This is a genomic window from Mesorhizobium sp. HAY1-8B, from assembly GCF_056868045.1.
Genome location: NZ_CP200321.1, coordinates 1,909,966 through 1,926,566, shown reverse-complemented (window position 1 = coordinate 1,926,566; position 16,601 = coordinate 1,909,966). Strand labels below are relative to the sequence as shown.

Sequence of the window (16,601 nt, the reverse complement as noted above, 5' to 3'; positions counted from 1 at the left end):
GGGAAGGTAGAATAGAAACAGTCGGAGGATGACAATGATGACGCACCCTGTTTCGCACACTTCCATCGCGCATGCCGCCGAGCAGGCGCAGCAATGGGTGAACGAACTTGCCAAGGACCTGGACTGGAACGAGCAGAGCGCATTCCGCTTGTTGAAATCGGTGCTGCATACCTTGCGCGACTGGCTCTCGCCGGAGGAAATGGCCGATCTGTCGGCCCAGTTGCCAACCCTGATCCGAGGCATCTATTTCGAAGGCTGGAACCCGGCCGAACCGGCATGGGAACGGAAAAAGCGCGACTTCGTCATCTGCGTCCGCGACAGCTTTGGCTACGAGCCGGAGATCGACATCGATCGGGCAATCGGGGCGGTGTTCCGACTTCTCGACCGTCACATTTCGCATGGCGAAATCGTCCAGGTCCGAAACTCGATGAAGAAGTCATTGCGCCAACTCTGGCCGGAGGGATGACCGATGTTTCGCGATCGCCAGGATACGGGGCGAAAGCTTGGTGTCTCGCTGCAGGCGCTTCAGTTGAAGGATCCGATCGTGCTCGCCTTGCCACGCGGTCGCTGCCGAGATTGCCAAGGCCTTGGACGCACCGCTGGATCTGATCATCGTTCGTAAAGTCGGAGCACCGGGAAATCCGGAACTTGCCGTGGCCGCCATTGTGGACGGAGACCCTCCGGACGTCGTTCTCAACCGGGAGATCGTCGAAGCTTACGCTCTTGATGACAGCGCCCTTCGTGTCTTGATCGCGCAGGAATGGCCGGAATTGGAGCGGCGCCGGGCAACATATCGCGCGAAAGACCCGCCCCTGTCGGCGGCGTGCCCGTTGCCGTGCGCGAAGATGGCGCCATGGTCGGCGTCGAAGCCATCATTGACAAAGACGTGGCCAGCTCGCTGCTGGCGCGCCAGTTGAGCGCTGAGATGCTGCTGATGCTCCCGCAGCGATCGGCCGGCTTGAGGACGCGGCGGAGATCGTCAAACGGCTTCAGGGCACCTGGTTCGAGCCCTAGCCTGCCAGGCTCAGGAAATCTTGGCTACCCCTACAACGTAGTTCTTGCCATATGCCGCGGCGCATTTTGGGCAGGTCGTATAAAAGAAATACACGTCGCTGGCTTTGGGATTGCGCTGGCGCGCGAGTTCAAGCATTTCCTCATGCCAACCCCTCACCTGCTCGAATGCCCCCTCGAACACCCTGGTGACGAAGTCGCCTGTCAGCGTAGCCATTTCCTCCTCGGGCACGGCCTTTGAAACCGAAAAAAGATGCTCGCTCGTCCAAGGCGAGAGATCACGGCTTAGGACGATGAACTGGCTTTCGGCAGAAGCGCCGGCGTCGTCGATGTGCTCGTTAACACGGGCAAAGACGCTGCCCATGTTCACCGGAACATGCATGACGCTGTGGGTCGTCGCCCTCACGAACGGCTTGTCGGCGAAGTGCAATTCCTGATCGTCCCAGCCGCCCGGGTTGAATTTTGGGCAGCAACCCGTCGTATTCACGCTCGCATCATAGTGCGGTGTTTCGTTCGTCTGCATGGCTACCTCCTGACATGAGCACATCAAACCAGCTGACGACCCCGCCATCATTGATTACTGTCAACGCCGCCGAGAACCACGATCGACGCAGGTTGAAGCCGGTCCGTGGCCAAGATGAGATTGCTAATCGACCGCCATCATCGGCCCAGGCTTTGGATATAACTGATAATCGCGGAGATCTGGTCAGGAGAAGCTACGAACTCGGGCATGTCCGGATGTCCGGTGGATATCCCCTCGGCCAGAGCTTCCTGAAGATCTTCTATTGGGTACCGCCGGTGCAACACCCGGAAAGGCGGCGCGTCCGGATGGGCGCTCTCGCCGCCCGGACCGACCGCGTGACAGCGGGCACAGTTTTTCTCGACCAGTCTTTTTCCATAAGCGACCTGCGGGTCTTCGACAGCATAGGCTGACGATGCAAAGCCGAGTGCGAGCACAAGTAGTGGGATCGAGAACGCTGGGCGGGGTCGCATGGTCGACGGGCCTTGCTTGATCGTGTCAGTTTAAGGAGCGAGGGTGGCCGCGCGCATGTCGTCGATCGTGGCTTCCGCCCCTTCTCGAACACGTCCCGCCGTTTCCGAAGCGAACCCAGCGCCCAAGGACGCAAACCTCGCGACCTCGCTGGTATAGTCGGACGTAGCGTTCTGGAAAAAGTTGACGACCACGTCGTAGGTATCAGCGAATCCGTCCCGCCTCATCAGCGTTTCGATTAGCCTCAGATCGTCCCAAAAACGCCGACTGAAAAAGGACGCTCCTTCCATCTGCAGGCTGAACAGCGCACAGGTGGAATGCATCTGCCATGCCGCAGCGGCATCCAATAGTTTCTGCCCTGTCTTGGCGAACGGGAACAGGTCTGGCGCGCTGAATTCTTCTGCCTTCCAGGTCATTGTAAAATTCCTTGGCTTCCGTCTTCCACGTCAATGCCTAGTCTTCGGGTGGCGCGGCCTTGAACGGCGGCCGAATCCATAGCTCACCGCAGGGAGCTTGCGTCTCTTGGAGGACGCCATTTCGAAGTAGATGCCGATCCCGGCGATACAAGCGAAGCAAAGCAGGACGCCCAAAAAGAGAATGCCTCCAGCGGACATGAACTGATCCTTGTGTGGCTCTGATCGAACATCGCAAGGTCAATTCCGGCACGCATTGATCAAGATCAATCGGCCCCAGCGGCACAGACTTGCCCCGTCCTCGTCCGCCGCTTCCCGACTTTGACATTGATCAAGGCGAGGAAGGGCATTGCCTGGCACGACATCGGCGGAGCAACTGCCTTGCATAAAGTGGAAATGAGGACGCGATGAAGGAACTGCCGCTTGCCGAAGTCTATCGGCTGATAGAGCCCGGTCCCGTTGTCCTCCTGACAACCAGGTCAAAGCAGGGCCGCGCGAACGTCATGACCATGTCCTGGCACATGATGGCGGGAATCGCGCCACCGACCATGGCTTGCGTCGTGTCGAGCGACGACTTCTCCTTCTTCGCTTTGCGTCAAACGAAGGAATGCGTAGTCGCGATCCCTGCCATTGGCCTTGCGGAGAAAGTCGTCAAGGTCGGAAACTGCTCCGGACGCGACACTGACAAATTCGCGACAGCCTGGCTGACGCCCCTTCCCGCCGAGCGCGTTTCGGCTCCCCTGATCGCCGAGTGCTTCGCCAACCTCGAATGCCGGGTCATCGATATACGCCTGGTGAACAAATATAATCTGTTCGTCCTCGAGGTCCTGAAAGCATGGATCGACCCGGGTCAACCGAAACCGAAGACGATCCATCACATCGGAAATGGCGCCTTCGTCGTGGACGGCGAAGTGGTTCATTTCCAATCCCGTATCCCCTGAGCCGCTGCAACCATTTTGATCGACATCAAGGTGAGAACGTTCCTGCAAGGCTAGCTTCGGTGCACCGAATCTCTCAAGCGGAAGCGCCCCGATGAGCTACAAATCCATTCTGTTGAACTTGGGCATCGATGGTTCGATCGAACCGCTCGCGCGGGTCGGCATCGATCTTGCCAAACGTTTCGATGCAAAGCTGATCGGTTTCTGCGCCGCGGACGCTCCGCTGCCGGTCACGATGGCGCCCGAGGGCGCGGCGATCGCTGCTGAACTTTGGGATCAATCGAGGATCGAGATCCGGCAACGGCTTAATGACAGGCATTCCAAGTTCGACAGGCTCGTCGCCGGAACGGTCAGGGCGGAATGGCGTGACACGGTCGAGAATCCAGATCACGCCCTCGCCAGAGCTTCTCTTCTCGCCGACCTCGTCGTCACTGGCGCTTCGCTTGGCGCATCCACGGGCGACGCTTACCGTATGGCTGATCCGGGCAGTTTGGTGCTGCGCGCCGGCAGACCTGTCCTGGTCGCCGCCCGTGGCGCGGCGAGTTTGCCGCTCGGCCGGGTGGTCGTCGCCTGGAAGGACACGCGGGAAGCAAGGCGCGCCGTGGCAGATGCGGTGCCACTGATGGCCATGGCCAATGAAGTCACTGTGGTGGCGATTGATCGCAATCCGGGTGACTGGATCGGGGACGGAGTCAAGGATGTCGCCAGTTTCCTCGCCGGGCACGGCATCAAGGCGGGGACCGAAATCCTGAAGTCAGACGAGGAAGGAAATCGACTCATAGACTTCTTGGCCTCCGTCAAAGCAGACCTAATCGTGTCGGGCGCCTACGGGCACAGCCGGCTGAGGGAATGGGCGTTCGGCGGCGTTACCCATTCGCTGCTGGATGAGGTCTGGCTTAATCGGCTGATGTCGAGCTGATGTTAGTGGGTCCGAAAGATGCTAAGTCTTGATACGATCGACCTTGGGCGCAGTTACGCCTCAGCGCATCTGCGAGGAGAATACTCCTTAAGCCATCGGACCTTTCGCCGAAGCCTCTACGCCTCGGGGTACGGCAAACCAATGAAATATTTGGCTTTTTAACCCTCACCGCTTGCCAAGAAACACGGGGTCGGCAAGCATGTTTTCCACGTTGGCCAGCCGCTCGCTGTCTATTCCGGTCGCGATCCCCCTCGATGCGAAATGCTCCACCAGCGCACCACTACGAAGATTGCCCGCCGCACCGGGGGCGTAGGGGCAGCCGCCGAGCCCGCCGGCCGCGGAATCGAAGACCCTGAGCCCGAGGCTCCATGCCGCATCGACATTGGCCAGCGCCATGCCGCCGGTATCGTGGAAATGGCCGGCGAGTTGCGTCGCCTCCGCCTCCGCGAGGCATGCCAGCACCATGGCGTGCACGCGTTCGGGGGTTGCCATGCCGATCGTATCGGCGACGGCGATTTCCGCACAGCCGAGATCGCGCAGCCGCGCGACGACTTTCGCGGCCGCGCCAGGCTCGATCGGACCTTCATAGGGACAGTCGACGGCACAGGAAACATAGCCCCGCACCGGCAAGGCGTGTTCGGCCGCCAATGCGATCACGGGCACGAAACGGGCCAGTCCCTCCTCGATCGTGCAATTGGTGTTTCGCCTCGAAAACGTCTCGGAGGCGCTGGTGAAGACCGCAAGCTCCTGCGCGCCCGCCGTGATCGCCGCCTGGGCGCCTTGCTCATTGGGCACCAGGGCGGAAAGCACGAGGCCTGCACGACGCACCGCGCCCCGCATGACGGCGTCATGGTCGGCCATCTGCGGGACCCATTTCGGCGAGACGAAGGCCGTCGCCTCGATGCGGGCGAAACCGCAATCAGCCAGCATGCGAATCAGGCGCAGCTTCAGCCCGGTCGAGACCAAATGCTTTTCGTTCTGCAACCCATCGCGCGGACCGACTTCGACGATCGTAACCTGGCGCTCCACGCGCAACGGTTCAGTGGACGGCGGCATACATGATCTTTTCTTCCGATGCTTCGTCGATGGTCATCTCCTCGACGATCCGCCCCTGACGCGCCACCAGGATGCGGTCCGACAGGTTGAGGATTTCGGGCAGGTAGGAGGAGATGACCACGACGGCCGCGCCGGCATCGGCGAGTTTCTCGATCATCCGATGAATCTCGGCGATCGCTCCGACGTCGACGCCGCGGGTCGGCTCATCGAAAATGATCAGTGACGGCTCCTGGATCAGCGATTTGGCTATCACGACCTTCTGCTGATTGCCGCCCGACAGCTCCACCACCTTGGCGTTGCCGCCGATCGAACGGACCTTCATGGCCTCGATCCATTCGGCCGATTGTCGCCTGGCCTCGCTCATGCCGACCATGGTGACCGGATTGGACCCCTTCGCCAGCTTGCCAAGGAACACGTTCTGGACGACGCCCATCGTGTCGAACAGACCGTCAAGCTTGCGGTCCTCGGTGATGTAGGCGACGCCGCGCCGCACAGCCTGCCGCGGGACGCGAAAGCGCACTGTCTCGCCGCGCAGCTGGATGCGCCCGCCATGGAAAAAGTCGCGCTTCAGCACGCCGGCGGCGATCTTCATCATTTCGGTACGACCGGCACCCACCAGCCCGAACAGGCCGGTGACCTGGCCCGCGAACACCGATAGTGTCGCGCTGCGCACCGCCTTGCCCATCGAGACGTTTTCCAGGGCAAGGACCTTGTCGCCGGGACGGCGGGCGACACGCCTTGCGGCGGCATCGCCGTAGAGTGCATCGGTCAATTGCCGGCCAACCATGGCCTGGACGATCTTCTCACGGGTGAGATTGCGGGCATCGTCGGTGGCGATCAGCGCACCGTCGCGCAACACGCTGATGCGGTCGGCGATCGACAGCGCCTCCTCCAGCGCATGCGAAATGAAGATGACGGAGGCGCCCTCGCCCTTCAACCGTTCGACCAGCGCGAAGAAGTGCTGCTTCTCCTCCGGGGTGAGCGTTGCCGTCGGCTCGTCGAAGATGAAGATGCGGGCCTTGTGATGGACGGCGCGGGCAATCTCGACCATCTGTTTCTTGGCCGCCCCGAGCGTCGACACCAGCGCTGTCGGTTCGACATGGAAGTTCAGCCGCTGCAAATGTTGTTGCGCGCGGATGTTGACGCCGCGCAGCCGGTTGAAAAAACGCTCCTCGCCGAGAAAGATGTTTTGGGCGACGTTCATGGACTGGACGAGGTTGGTTTCCTGGAAGACCATGGCGATGCCATGTTTCATGGCCTCGCCCGGAGACGAGAAGCTCACCGGCTTGCCGTCGATCAGCATTTCGCCAGAGGTCAAAGGATAGAGGCCGGCGAGCACTTTTGTCAGCGTCGATTTGCCGGCGCCGTTCTCGCCGAGCAGTGCATGGACTTCGCCGCGCCGGAGTGTGAAATCGACGGCGCGCACCGCCGCGTTGCCGCGGAACTCCTTGGTCGCCTTGCGAAATTCGACGATGTCAGCCATGCACGGATCCACCGTCATCTGCCGGCACTGCCAAGCGCAGCAGCGTGCCCGATCCGCGCGACGTGGCATAGACGCGGCCGCCATATTCGCAAATGGAAGTAATGCCGTGCATGGAGCCATCGGCGCGGCTGTGCCAACTCTCGCGCAGCAGGCCCTTGTCGTCGCAGCGGGCGACCAGGCCATAGGACCGCGACGGCGCCCAGGGCTTGAGCACGCCCATCTGCCGGATGGAACCCTGGCTCAGTGGCTGGTCGGGTTTCGCCGAACCGGCGAGTTCCGGCCCGATCCATTCGTCAGGATCGATCGTCGCCATCATTTCGCGGCGGTAGTCGTCCTCGCGCAGCACCAGTTCGAACAATTGCCGGCGCGGTGCGAACAGCGCTATCCACAGGCCACCGCCGGCGGCGGATGAAAGCCGACAGGGGTAAGCCGGCAAATCCTCCAGCATCGCCATGGGACGCGCCGCGGATTTCAGGTCGATGACGATAACACGATGGCGCCAGCTTTCGCTGATCGCCAGGCGGCCGTCGCCGAGGAATGCCGCGCCGTTGGGGAAGGCCAGGCCCTGGGCAAGCGCGCGGCCTGAGCCCTCGGTGGGGTCGACCGCGAACACGCCGCCGCTTGCGCCGTGTTCCATCAGATCGCGTTTCCAATGGCGCGTCGAATGCTTGCGCGAGCCGACGCAGACGAACAGCGCCCCATCAGGCGCAAAGACGCCGGCGGTGAGGCACGACGTCATGTCGGGCGCGAGCTCGATCCGCTTCCAGGTGCCTGCCTGACCGACATGCAAGCCATCGCCTTCGATGCCGACGGCCAGCCGGCCACCGGGCGCCGATGCGACAAAGGTCACCGGTGCGGGAAACTCCGCCACGGCGGCAGGCGAAACGCGCGCGCCGTCGAGGTCAATCCTGAGAAGCGTCTTGTCGCTGCTGCAAAGCAGCCCTGTCGGCGATGCGACGAGATTGTCAATCCCGGGAAGGGCCAGCAGCCGCTCCGCCTCTTCCAGCCGGTTGTCCGGCTTGAAGACGCCGTCCATCGCCGGCACGCTGATGCCGGCATCATCGGCTGAAAACAGCCGGCGCACCAATGTGCCCAGGCCCACCATCAGCGCTTCCCCCAATAATCGTCATGCGCCGTCCATTGCGGGTCGGCGCCCTCGACGCGGACGCGGCCGATGCGGTTGTTGGACACTCCGCCCAGATAGAGCCAGCCCTTGTGCTCGCAGGTCGAGGTGATCGAGGGATGGTTCTCGCCAGCCTTGTCCCAGAGTGCATCGATGATCTCGCCGGTCGCCGACACGCGTAACACGCAGCCGCGATTGATGTTGGGAAACATCCATTCATCGGCGGCGATACGCCTGGCCATACGGCGGCGGAAGGCAGGCTTGCGCATGGCCAGGTCGAAGGTCTTGGTGCGCATGCCGAGGAGCGCGATCCAGTAAGTGCCGTCCGAGCCGCGGTTGAGGTTGTCGGGATAGCCGGGAAGATTGTCGACGAAGATCTCGCGTTTGCCCTTGTTCGGCCCGTCGAACCAGTAGCGGTTGATGCGGCAGGCCCAGGTCTCGGCGAAAAGCAGCGACTGGCCGTCGCGGCAGATGGTGACCCCGTTGGGAAAAATCAGGCCGCGCAGGATGGTGCGCGTGGAGCCCGTCTTCGGATCATGGCATATCAGGCGCCCATTGCCCCTGCCCTCGAGAGCATCGACCGCCCATTCCGACATCTCGTAGCGGATCGTCGCCTCGCTGAAGAAGATGCGTCCGTCCGGTGCGATGTCGAGATCGTCAGGAAGCCGCAGCCGCGAATCGTCGATCACCGACAGCAAGCTGCGGTTGGTTTCGTCGGTGACTTTCGAGACCTTTCCATCGGGCGCAACGCGATAGAGCCCCATGCCGCCGACACAGGTCAAAAGATCGCCATTGGGCGCGAAAGCGAGACCCAGGGGATGCCCGCCAATGCGGGCGAAGACCTCGCAGCGCCCATAATCCGGCGCCAGGAAGCGCATGATCGTGCCGTGTCGCGTTCCCGTGTAGAGATTGTCGTCGCGGTCGAGCACAACATCTTCAGGCCCTTCGACGTCGCCGAGCCCGATCAGTTGCGTGGCGCCAAGCTTGTCGTTGACGGCCAGCACGCTGCTTCCCACCGTGGCCGCTTGCTCGGGAAGGCGCAGATACGTCGGCGAAACATAGACCTTGTTCAAGAGCTTGCCGCGGTTCTTCACCCATTTGGCGTCGAACAGCACGGCGGCGATCAGAACCAGGCCGAGGATCAGTTGGTTGACCGAGCCCGGCATCGACAGCCGGATTAGCCCGTTCGTCAGGATCAGCACCAGAATGGAGCCGATCACCGCATTGCCGACCGAACCCCGGCCACCACCCAGCGAAACGCCGCCAAGCACGACGGCGGTCAGCACCGAAATCTCCAATCCTATTCCGGTGTCGGCGCCGGTGCTGCCAAGCCGGGCTGAAAAAAGGAAGGCGGCAATTGCGGTCAGCACGCCCGAGGCGACATAGGCCAGGCAGACGGTCAGCTTGACGTTGACGCCAGCATTGTATGCCGACCGCCGCGCGCCGCCGACCGCGCGCAGACGCCAGCCCGGCCTGAGCCGTGACAGGACGACATGCGCGCCGATGGCAATGATGGCGAAGATGACGAACGAGACCGGCACGCCGTGGAACGAACCGAAGCCGATCAGGTCCCATGTCGGGGACACCGGCATCGAGCCGACGATGGCGCTGGCAAGGCGCGGAAAGATGATGTCATAGAGCGCGCGGTAGATGACCAGCGTCACCAGCGTGGTGATGAAGGCGCGCAGCCTGAGGTAGCCGATAAGAACGCCGTTCAGCAATCCACAGACAATTCCTGTCGCCAGCGTGGCAATGAGCGCCACGCCGATCGGCAGGCCAAGCACGTTCATCGACACCAGCGCGGCCAGCACGCAAAGAGCGAACACGGAGCCGACCGAGAGGTCGATGCCGCCCGAAAGGATGACGATCGTCAGGGCCAGCGCGACGAGGCCGAACTCCGACACCTGGCGGGCAAGATCCGAGAACGTCCCGGCCGACACGAAGCCGGGAATGGTCCAGATCATGGCCAGAACCGTAACCACCAACGCAAGGGCCGGAATGACGTTGTCAATCCAGCTCTTGGTCAGAAGTTCGCCGAACAGGCGGTCCGGCACGAACCGGTAGCGCAGTCGCAGCAGCACGTCACTGGCGGCCATCGGTCCTGTTATCCGTTACTTCAGGTCGTCCAGGGTCCAGCAATTGCGCTGGTTGACGTTTGCCTTGGTGATCTGAGTAAGCGGATTGAAGTAGAGCGTCTTGGTCTCGCCCGCGGCACCGTCGGAAAGCAGCAAGCGCGCGATCTCCGCATTCAGGATTTCGCCCTGCAGCGGCACGTTGTAGCTGATGTAGAGGTTGAACAGGCCCTTCTCGACATTCTCGCAGCCGACCTTGTTGCCGCCACCGCTGGTGACGAGGAAGACTTGGGCACTCTTGCCGGCCTGCTGGATGGCGGACGCCGTGCCGGTATCCTGGTTGTCCCAGATGCCGATGGCTCCGCAGAGGTCCGGATGCTGCTGCAGCACGGTGTCCATGATCGAACGCGCCTTTTCCGGATTGTATTCGGTGGCCTGCTGCGAGACGACCTGAATATCGGGATGCTGGTTCAGCACGCGATAGATGCCGTCGAGCTGAAAGACGTCCGACGCCGCCGTCGGCACCCCGGTGTCGATTGCCACCTTGGTCGAGGCGCCCTTTCCGGCGCTGCACTTGTCGACCACGGCCTGCGCCGCCTGCTCGCCGATCTCGGTCCAGTCGGCGCCGACATAGGAGTCGGTCTGGGTGTTCGATTCGAGGTTGATCTGCACCACCTTGATACCGGCGGCCTGCGCCTGCGCCAGCAGGCGGGCGTAGGACTGGATGTCGGGATTGTGCGCGACGATCAGATCGGGCTTCTCGCTTATCAGCGACTGCAGCGCCTTGGTGCCGGCGTCGGTGCTCCAGGCTGGATCACGGATCTCGAAGCTGTATTTGAGCCGCTTGGCCTGCTGGCGCATAACGGCTGCCCAGCCTTCGGTGAGGTCGAAGCCCATCGACAGCGGCAGAAAGACGACCTTCTTGCCTTCAAGCGTCTTGTGGAACGTCGTCGAGCGTGGATTTTCCAGGCCCTTGTCCTGCGCGCTGGCCGTGACCACTCCCGCCAGGGCGATACAGGCCGCGGCAAGCCATCTTGTCGTTTTCATAAGTCGCATTGGTTTCCTCCCATTGCATTTGGCGTTTTGGTTGGTTCTCAGAGATCCCCTTGCTGGGATGTCTGCTCGTCACGTGGATTGACGAGTGAATCGATGACGATCGCCAGAAGCAGCACGACGCCCTTGACCAGGTTCTGGATCGTGTAGTCGATGTTCATGATCGTCATGCCGTTGAGCAGGACGCCCACGAAGATGGTGCCCAGAATGACGTTTCGGACCTTGCCGTGGCCACCATTCAGGCCAATGCCACCGAGCACCACGACCAGCAGGATGTCGTAGATCATCGTCGAGTTGAAAAGCCGGGCATTGATCGCCGAAGCAGACGAGGCAAGGATCAGTCCGGCACCGTAGGCGATCAGTCCGCTGATCGCATATTGCGCAACGACCATCGGCCGATAGGGAATGCCGATGATCTTGGCAGCTGCCGGGTTGTTGCCCATGGCATAGATCTGCCAGCCGAACCGCGTGCGGCTGAGCACCAGGTGCAGCACCAGGCAAAGCAGGGCAAACGCCACCACGGTCACCGGAATGCCGAGAATGCGACCTTGGCCGATAAGTGAAAACCATTCGGCTCCCGGCGGCACGTTCTGCATTTCCAGCGTGAAGAAGAAGGTCCTGCCGAGGCCATAGATCACCGAACCGGCGGCAAGTGTTGCAAAGATGGGCGCAACATCGCCGAAGGCGATCAATGCCCCAATCAGCAGCCCGGCGCCGATCGCGAACAGGGCTCCGATCAGCAATGCGAACTCCAGCGAATAGCCCGAGCGCGCGATCACGAATGCCCATGAAACGGAAACCACCATCGTCGCTATCATCGAGACGTCGATGCCCCTGGCGATGACCACCAGCGCCATGCCTAGCGCCAGGATGCCGAGGATCGACACGCTTCGTACCAGAGCGAGGATGTTGCCGGCGCTGAAGAAGGACGGCAGCAGCAAGGAAAAGAGCGCAAAGGCCAGCACCGCCAGCACCAGCACGATGCCTTCCTGGGTCTTCAGCAGGCTTTGAGCCCTTGCCGGATAGCCGTTTGCGGTTGCGTCGCTCACGCTCAGCCCTTCTCCTTGCCGAGTCTCAATAGAATTTCCCTGGCGCGATCGACACGGACATCGTGATTGGCGGCAAGTTCCTTGGCCACTGTCTCGATGTCATCGCCAACCGCCCCCGCCACGATCGCGATGTTGCGGGCGTGCAGGGCCATATGCCCTCGCTGGATGCCTTCGGTGGCCAGGGCCCGCAGCGCTGCCATGTTCTGCGCCAAACCAACAGCCACCGTGACCTCGGCAAGCTCCTGCGCGGTCTTCACGCCAAGCAGTTTCAGCGCGGCGCGCGCGGCCGGATGCGTCTTGGTGGCGCCGCCGACAAGGCCGAGCGCCATCGGCATTTCCAGCGTGCCGACAAGGGCGCCGGCCGCATCGGCTTCCCAACGGCTGAGCGACGTGTAGCGCCCAGTGCGCGCCGCCCAGGCATGCGCGCCGGCCTCTATCGCGCGCCAGTCGTTCCCGGTCGCGACAACGACCGGATCGATACCGTTCATGATGCCCTTGTTGTGCGTTGCGGCGCGATACGGATCGACGACCGCCAGCGAGCAGGCCTCGACAATGCCGGCGACCATGCGCTCGCCGGTGAACTCCCGCGTTGCCAGTGCCTCCGGCGTCAGGCGCACCCGCGCTCGCGCCAGCCGCAGGTCGGCAAGGTTGGAAAGAATGCGCAGCCGAACGACACCGCCGGACAACCGCTCGATCATCGGCGCGACCGCTTCGGCCATGGTGTTGACGGTGTTGGCGCCCATCGCGTCACGCACGTCGACGAGAAGATGCAGCACCACCATCGGCCCGACGGCCGTGTCCTCGAACACCTGCACCTCGATATCGCGACATCCGCCGCCGAGCCGGTTCAGGACCCGGTCCTTTTCATTGGCCGCGGCCACGATCTCATCGCGGCTCGACAGGAGCCGGGCCCGCGCCCCATGCGGATCGGATATGTCGAGTATCTGAACCTGCGCCCGCATGATCGGCGCCGTACTCGACGTCTCGAACCCGCCACAGCCGCGAGCGATGCGCGCCATATAGGATGCGGCGGCGACGACGGAAGGCTCCTCCACCGCCATCGGGATGAGATAATCGCGTCCGTTGATGGTGAAATTGGTGGCGACGCCGAGCGGGATCTCGAATGTGCCGATCACGTTCTCGATCATGCCGGCGGCAATGTTGAGCGGAAGCGCGCCTTGCCCGCGCAAGGCGTCACGGTCCGCCTGAGAAAGGCCCGCAGCCTCGCCGGCCTTCGCCAGGCGATCTGCCGGTGACAGATCGCGAAACTTCTCGATGCGGGAATTCAGCCGCGGCTCGACGCCGTCCAAGACTGCTCCCATCACCATCGCCTCCCTGCGAATGCTGTTTTCTTGTTGAGCCAGCTATCGTCCAACTGATACCATCAGGCAAGGTACAGTTTTAAGAAACAGCGGCCAACTGTACCAGTTCATTTCCGGGCACGCCGCCGCAAGGAACAGAAGATGACGCGCGCCGAGGCCGTGGCCAACGAAATCAGAAGGCGCATCGAGACGGGTTCACTCATCGCCGGCGCCAAGCTTCCGTCGATACGCAAGGCCGCCGAGCAGTTCGACGTTTCCAAAAACACGATTGTCGATGCATACGACCGCCTGGTTTCGGCCGGAATTGCACTGTCACGACCGGGCGCGGGCTTCACCGTCGCCGAACGACGCCGGCAGAAGCCAAGCGAGCGCCCGCTTCATGTGGCCGAGGCGGTGGACATCGCCTCCCTGCTCAATGCACAGCTGGAGGAGAGCTTTTCAATCCGCGTCGGCGACGGCCGCCCCCCGGCCTCATGGATGGAGGAGTCCGAGGTGCGGCGTCACCTCGGGCTGCTGGGCAGAAACCACCGATCCAGCAGTGACGGCTACGGCTCGGCGATGGGGCTGCCGGCGCTGCGCGAGCGGCTGGCCTTCGATCTGATGGAACGCGAGGTGCAGGCTGCGCCGGATCAGATCCTGCTGACGTTCGGCGCCAACCATGCCCTCGACCTCATCATACGCCGCTTTCTGGTGTCCGGCGACACGGTGCTGGTCGACGATCCCGGCTACTACCCGCTGTTCGCCAAGCTGAAGCTGGCGCAGGTCCGCATGGTCGGCGTCAGGCGAACCGCGAACGGGCCGGATATAGAGGACCTCTCCGGCAAGACCGAGCGCGAGCGCCCGAAGCTGTTTTTCACCCAATCGCTCGCCCACAATCCAACCGGCAGTTCGACCAACCTCCCGACGGCCCATTCGATCCTGACGATCGCCGCGCGATACGACATGCTGGTGGTCGAGGACGACCCGTTCATCGATCTGCCAACCGTGCGCGGCGTGGGCCTGGCACCGCTCGACCAATTGCAGAACGTCATCTGCGTGCGCACCTTCGCCAAGACGCTGTCGGCCAGCCTGCGCTGCGGCTATATCGCGGCACGCCCCGACCTCATCGCCTCGCTGGCCGAGCTGAAAATGCTGACGACCGTCAACAGCTCTGGCCATATCGAGCGGTTGATCCATGGGTTGATCAACGAGGGCCATTACCGGCGGCACCTGAAGCGCCTCGGGCAACGTGTGCGCCAGGCGACCGAAACGGTCGTCCCTCGTCTTCAGAAGATCGGCCTGCGGCTCTTTGCCGAACCCACCGGCGGGTACTACGTCTATTTGGAGCTGCCGGACCACGTCGACGACATCGCTCTTGCCCGGGAAGGGGCTCGCGAAGGGATTTTCATCGCGCCAGGCACGGTGTTTTCGCCGGAACGCCGGCCAGGCAAAGCTGGTATTCGCGTGAACATTGCGTGGGCTTCGGACCCTCGTTTCTTTGAATTCATGCAGCGAGCAAGAACGTCCTGACGCGGCATCACTCACTGTTTCCTGATCGAATGGGCAAAGCAGTGAACCTTCTGCGCACTCGGACGCCGCCGCCATTGATCGCGTGCAGTACGGCACTTTCGAAATCGGCTGGGAAGCACGCCTGGATCTTTGCCGCCCGTACGGCTGCCGCCACCCCAAGAAGCGCGTGGGGAGACGGAAAGCTGGCTTCGGTTGGTCTCTCCAGCGCCGCGACCGTCGTGTCGTTCTGGGTAGGCAGCGTGTTGTACCTGCTCGGCTTCGCCGCTTTACGCGGATTGTGGCGAAGAGCGCGTCGAGCGCCAGAATACGTTCGGCAGTTTAGGTGGTGTCGGCCTGGAATGACTTTGCTCTACTCGACCCGTCAGCGGAATTGATTTGCTTGGTGATCCCCCATCCTTAGGGCAAACTTCCCGGAGGGGCTGCAGGAGGTGAAATGAGAGCACGTGCAGCGACGCTCGGGGATCTCGAGGATGTCTTCCATGGTTTGTCCAAGCGGATGTCGGACGAATACGCGGCGGCCGGTAAGGACAGCAAGATCGCCTACGACAATCTGATGATGAATTTGAAGGAAGGCCGCGCGCACGCGCTTGTCGAGGGTGACAAGGCCGTAGCGATCATCGCCTGGCATGAGAACAGCGACGCCGCCGATACGCTGTTTGCCGCGCAGGAGGATTTCTTCCGCGCCTCGACCGTGCGTTTCTGCAAGCGGCACATCCGCCACATCCAGGCGCTCGCCGGCAACCTCCCCATCCACTCACGCAGTTGGTTGCAGGGGCCTGACGTCGCCAGATGGTTCAGCGTCATCGGCTATGTCGAGCGCGGCCAGGAGAACGGCGCCAATCTGTTCGAACTGCCGCCGGCGCGCGCCAGCTGAGGAATCCTGGCTGGTGGCAGGTCTCCTCCTTGCCGCAACGCCGACTGTACCTCGCCATCGGTGGCCTTGCGAGTTGCACACTCGGCCGCCTTATGGACCGCGTGGGCAAGCGGCTTGCGCAGGGCGACGATTGGCGGGATGTTACGAAGGGGCAACCGGGGCCAGACCGGCAGGCCGAGATCGATATGGCTGCTGAAAATGTCGCGAGCATTCTTTGCCCTTCTTACCTTTGTTGCCTTGCTGACACCGATAGAGGCGAGCAAGCGTGTGTCTCATCTGCTTGACCGCTCCAACCTGCCGATCTCCTATCTTCGCGAATCGGATCTCGTGACCGCATACACGAGTGCAATGGCGCGCTTTCGTCTGCAGTTCACGGGACGCGCGGGCGAAACCAATCTTGCGGTCTCTCTCGAACCATTGCTTTTGCGGGCGGAATTCCGTGCGCGGACATGGCGCTCGGCGGACGGCAGCCTGTTGCAAGGCTTCGCCGGCAAGGGCGGCTTCCGGTTGACTATCGGTAACTGCCTGGCGCGTATCTGCGCTGCCAGCGAATGCAGCGATGCCGGTTGGCCGGTTTACACCTGCAGCGATGGACGAAAGCGCAAGATGTCCGTCACCGATTTTGTGACGGCAAGCTTCGATGGTGTCCCTTATCGTCGATTGAGCGCCTCCCCTTCACGAGAATGATGGCGCAGTGGCGGGCACTGCGACTCGCCGCCGCAGTCGTGCAGAACCCTCAGCATGCTGAATTGATCGGCGGCATCATCTTTTTTCCGCGAACATGGTCC

At 62.3% G+C, this 16,601-nt stretch carries 17 protein-coding genes; 7 read left to right on the top strand and 10 right to left on the bottom strand.

Translation table 11 applies throughout. From position 1 onward, the window contains the following. Positions 1-37 precede the first annotated feature (37 nt). Positions 38-466: a DUF2267 domain-containing protein gene (locus AC1VON_RS09315; RefSeq protein ID WP_172352574.1), complete on the top strand. Its 429-nt coding sequence runs from the start codon at positions 38-40 to the stop codon at positions 464-466. A 121-nt stretch (positions 467-587) separates the two neighbouring features. Next, entirely contained in the window at positions 588-917 is a 330-nt protein-coding gene (locus AC1VON_RS09310) for a hypothetical protein (protein ID WP_483121664.1), read from the top strand. 107 nt (positions 918-1,024) lie between these two features. Here AC1VON_RS09310 and AC1VON_RS09305 read toward each other — a convergent pair whose 3' ends face one another. The 3 genes from AC1VON_RS09305 to AC1VON_RS09295 all read right to left on the bottom strand — a co-directional run bounded on the left by AC1VON_RS09305 (position 1,025) and on the right by AC1VON_RS09295 (position 2,418). Next, positions 1,025-1,534, bottom strand: a complete 510-nt coding sequence (locus tag AC1VON_RS09305) for a hydrolase (protein WP_483121662.1) — start codon at positions 1,532-1,534, stop codon at positions 1,025-1,027. A 137-nt stretch (positions 1,535-1,671) separates the two neighbouring features. Then, positions 1,672-2,004, bottom strand: a complete 333-nt coding sequence (locus AC1VON_RS09300; protein ID WP_483121660.1) for a c-type cytochrome — start codon at positions 2,002-2,004, stop codon at positions 1,672-1,674. 30 nt (positions 2,005-2,034) lie between these two features. Beyond that, positions 2,035-2,418 (bottom strand): phasin family protein, encoded by a 384-nt coding sequence (locus AC1VON_RS09295; RefSeq protein ID WP_483121658.1) that lies wholly within the window; start codon positions 2,416-2,418, stop codon positions 2,035-2,037. 404 nt (positions 2,419-2,822) lie between these two features. On the opposite strand from AC1VON_RS09295, the gene AC1VON_RS09290 reads away from it, so the two are divergent. Together AC1VON_RS09290 and AC1VON_RS09285 are read left to right on the top strand one after the other, a co-directional pair. Further along, entirely contained in the window at positions 2,823-3,356 is a 534-nt protein-coding gene (locus AC1VON_RS09290) for a flavin reductase family protein (protein ID WP_172352578.1), read from the top strand. A gap of 91 nt (positions 3,357-3,447) precedes the next feature. Beyond that, positions 3,448-4,272 carry a universal stress protein gene (locus AC1VON_RS09285; protein ID WP_483121656.1) on the top strand — a complete coding sequence of 275 codons (825 nt, stop codon included), beginning with the start codon at positions 3,448-3,450 and terminating at the stop codon, positions 4,270-4,272. Between the two features lie 165 nt (positions 4,273-4,437). Here the strand turns inward: AC1VON_RS09285 and AC1VON_RS09280 are convergent, their stop codons facing one another. The 7 genes from AC1VON_RS09280 to AC1VON_RS09250 are packed head-to-tail and all read right to left on the bottom strand — an operon-like array spanning position 4,438 to position 13,430. After that, positions 4,438-5,328, bottom strand: coding sequence for a hydroxymethylglutaryl-CoA lyase (locus tag AC1VON_RS09280; RefSeq protein WP_483121654.1), 891 nt, complete (start codon positions 5,326-5,328; stop codon positions 4,438-4,440). Beyond that, complete coding sequence (locus AC1VON_RS09275) at positions 5,312-6,811, bottom strand: sugar ABC transporter ATP-binding protein (protein ID WP_483121652.1); 1,500 nt, start codon at positions 6,809-6,811, stop codon at positions 5,312-5,314. The genes AC1VON_RS09280 and AC1VON_RS09275 overlap by 17 nt, the downstream gene beginning before the upstream one ends. Further along, the gene (locus tag AC1VON_RS09270; RefSeq protein WP_483121650.1) at positions 6,804-7,916 is read right to left on the bottom strand and encodes an SMP-30/gluconolactonase/LRE family protein; all 1,113 of its coding nucleotides are present in this window, start codon (positions 7,914-7,916) and stop codon (positions 6,804-6,806) included. The genes AC1VON_RS09275 and AC1VON_RS09270 overlap by 8 nt, the downstream gene beginning before the upstream one ends. Then, positions 7,916-10,030, bottom strand: a complete 2,115-nt coding sequence (locus AC1VON_RS09265) for an ABC transporter permease (RefSeq protein WP_483121648.1) — start codon at positions 10,028-10,030, stop codon at positions 7,916-7,918. The genes AC1VON_RS09270 and AC1VON_RS09265 overlap by 1 nt, the downstream gene beginning before the upstream one ends. 15 nt (positions 10,031-10,045) lie before the next feature. Further along, entirely contained in the window at positions 10,046-11,062 is a 1,017-nt protein-coding gene (locus AC1VON_RS09260; protein ID WP_483121646.1) for a sugar ABC transporter substrate-binding protein, read from the bottom strand. A 38-nt stretch (positions 11,063-11,100) separates the two neighbouring features. Beyond that, entirely contained in the window at positions 11,101-12,108 is a 1,008-nt protein-coding gene (locus tag AC1VON_RS09255; protein ID WP_172352585.1) for an ABC transporter permease, read from the bottom strand. Positions 12,109-12,110: 2 nt separating this feature from the next. Further along, a complete protein-coding gene (locus tag AC1VON_RS09250; RefSeq protein ID WP_483121644.1) occupies positions 12,111-13,430 on the bottom strand; it encodes a hydroxymethylglutaryl-CoA reductase, degradative in 1,320 nt (439 codons plus the stop codon). Positions 13,431-13,571: 141 nt separating this feature from the next. Here AC1VON_RS09250 and AC1VON_RS09245 point away from each other — a divergent pair, with 141 nt between their 5' ends. From AC1VON_RS09245 to AC1VON_RS09235, 3 genes are all read left to right on the top strand, one after another. Then, positions 13,572-14,939: an aminotransferase-like domain-containing protein gene (locus AC1VON_RS09245; RefSeq protein ID WP_483121642.1), complete on the top strand. Its 1,368-nt coding sequence runs from the start codon at positions 13,572-13,574 to the stop codon at positions 14,937-14,939. Between the two features lie 433 nt (positions 14,940-15,372). After that, positions 15,373-15,813: a hypothetical protein gene (locus tag AC1VON_RS09240; protein WP_056565892.1), complete on the top strand. Its 441-nt coding sequence runs from the start codon at positions 15,373-15,375 to the stop codon at positions 15,811-15,813. 198 nt (positions 15,814-16,011) lie between these two features. Continuing rightward, the gene (locus AC1VON_RS09235; RefSeq protein ID WP_483121640.1) at positions 16,012-16,500 is read left to right on the top strand and encodes a hypothetical protein; all 489 of its coding nucleotides are present in this window, start codon (positions 16,012-16,014) and stop codon (positions 16,498-16,500) included. Positions 16,501-16,601 lie beyond the last annotated feature (101 nt).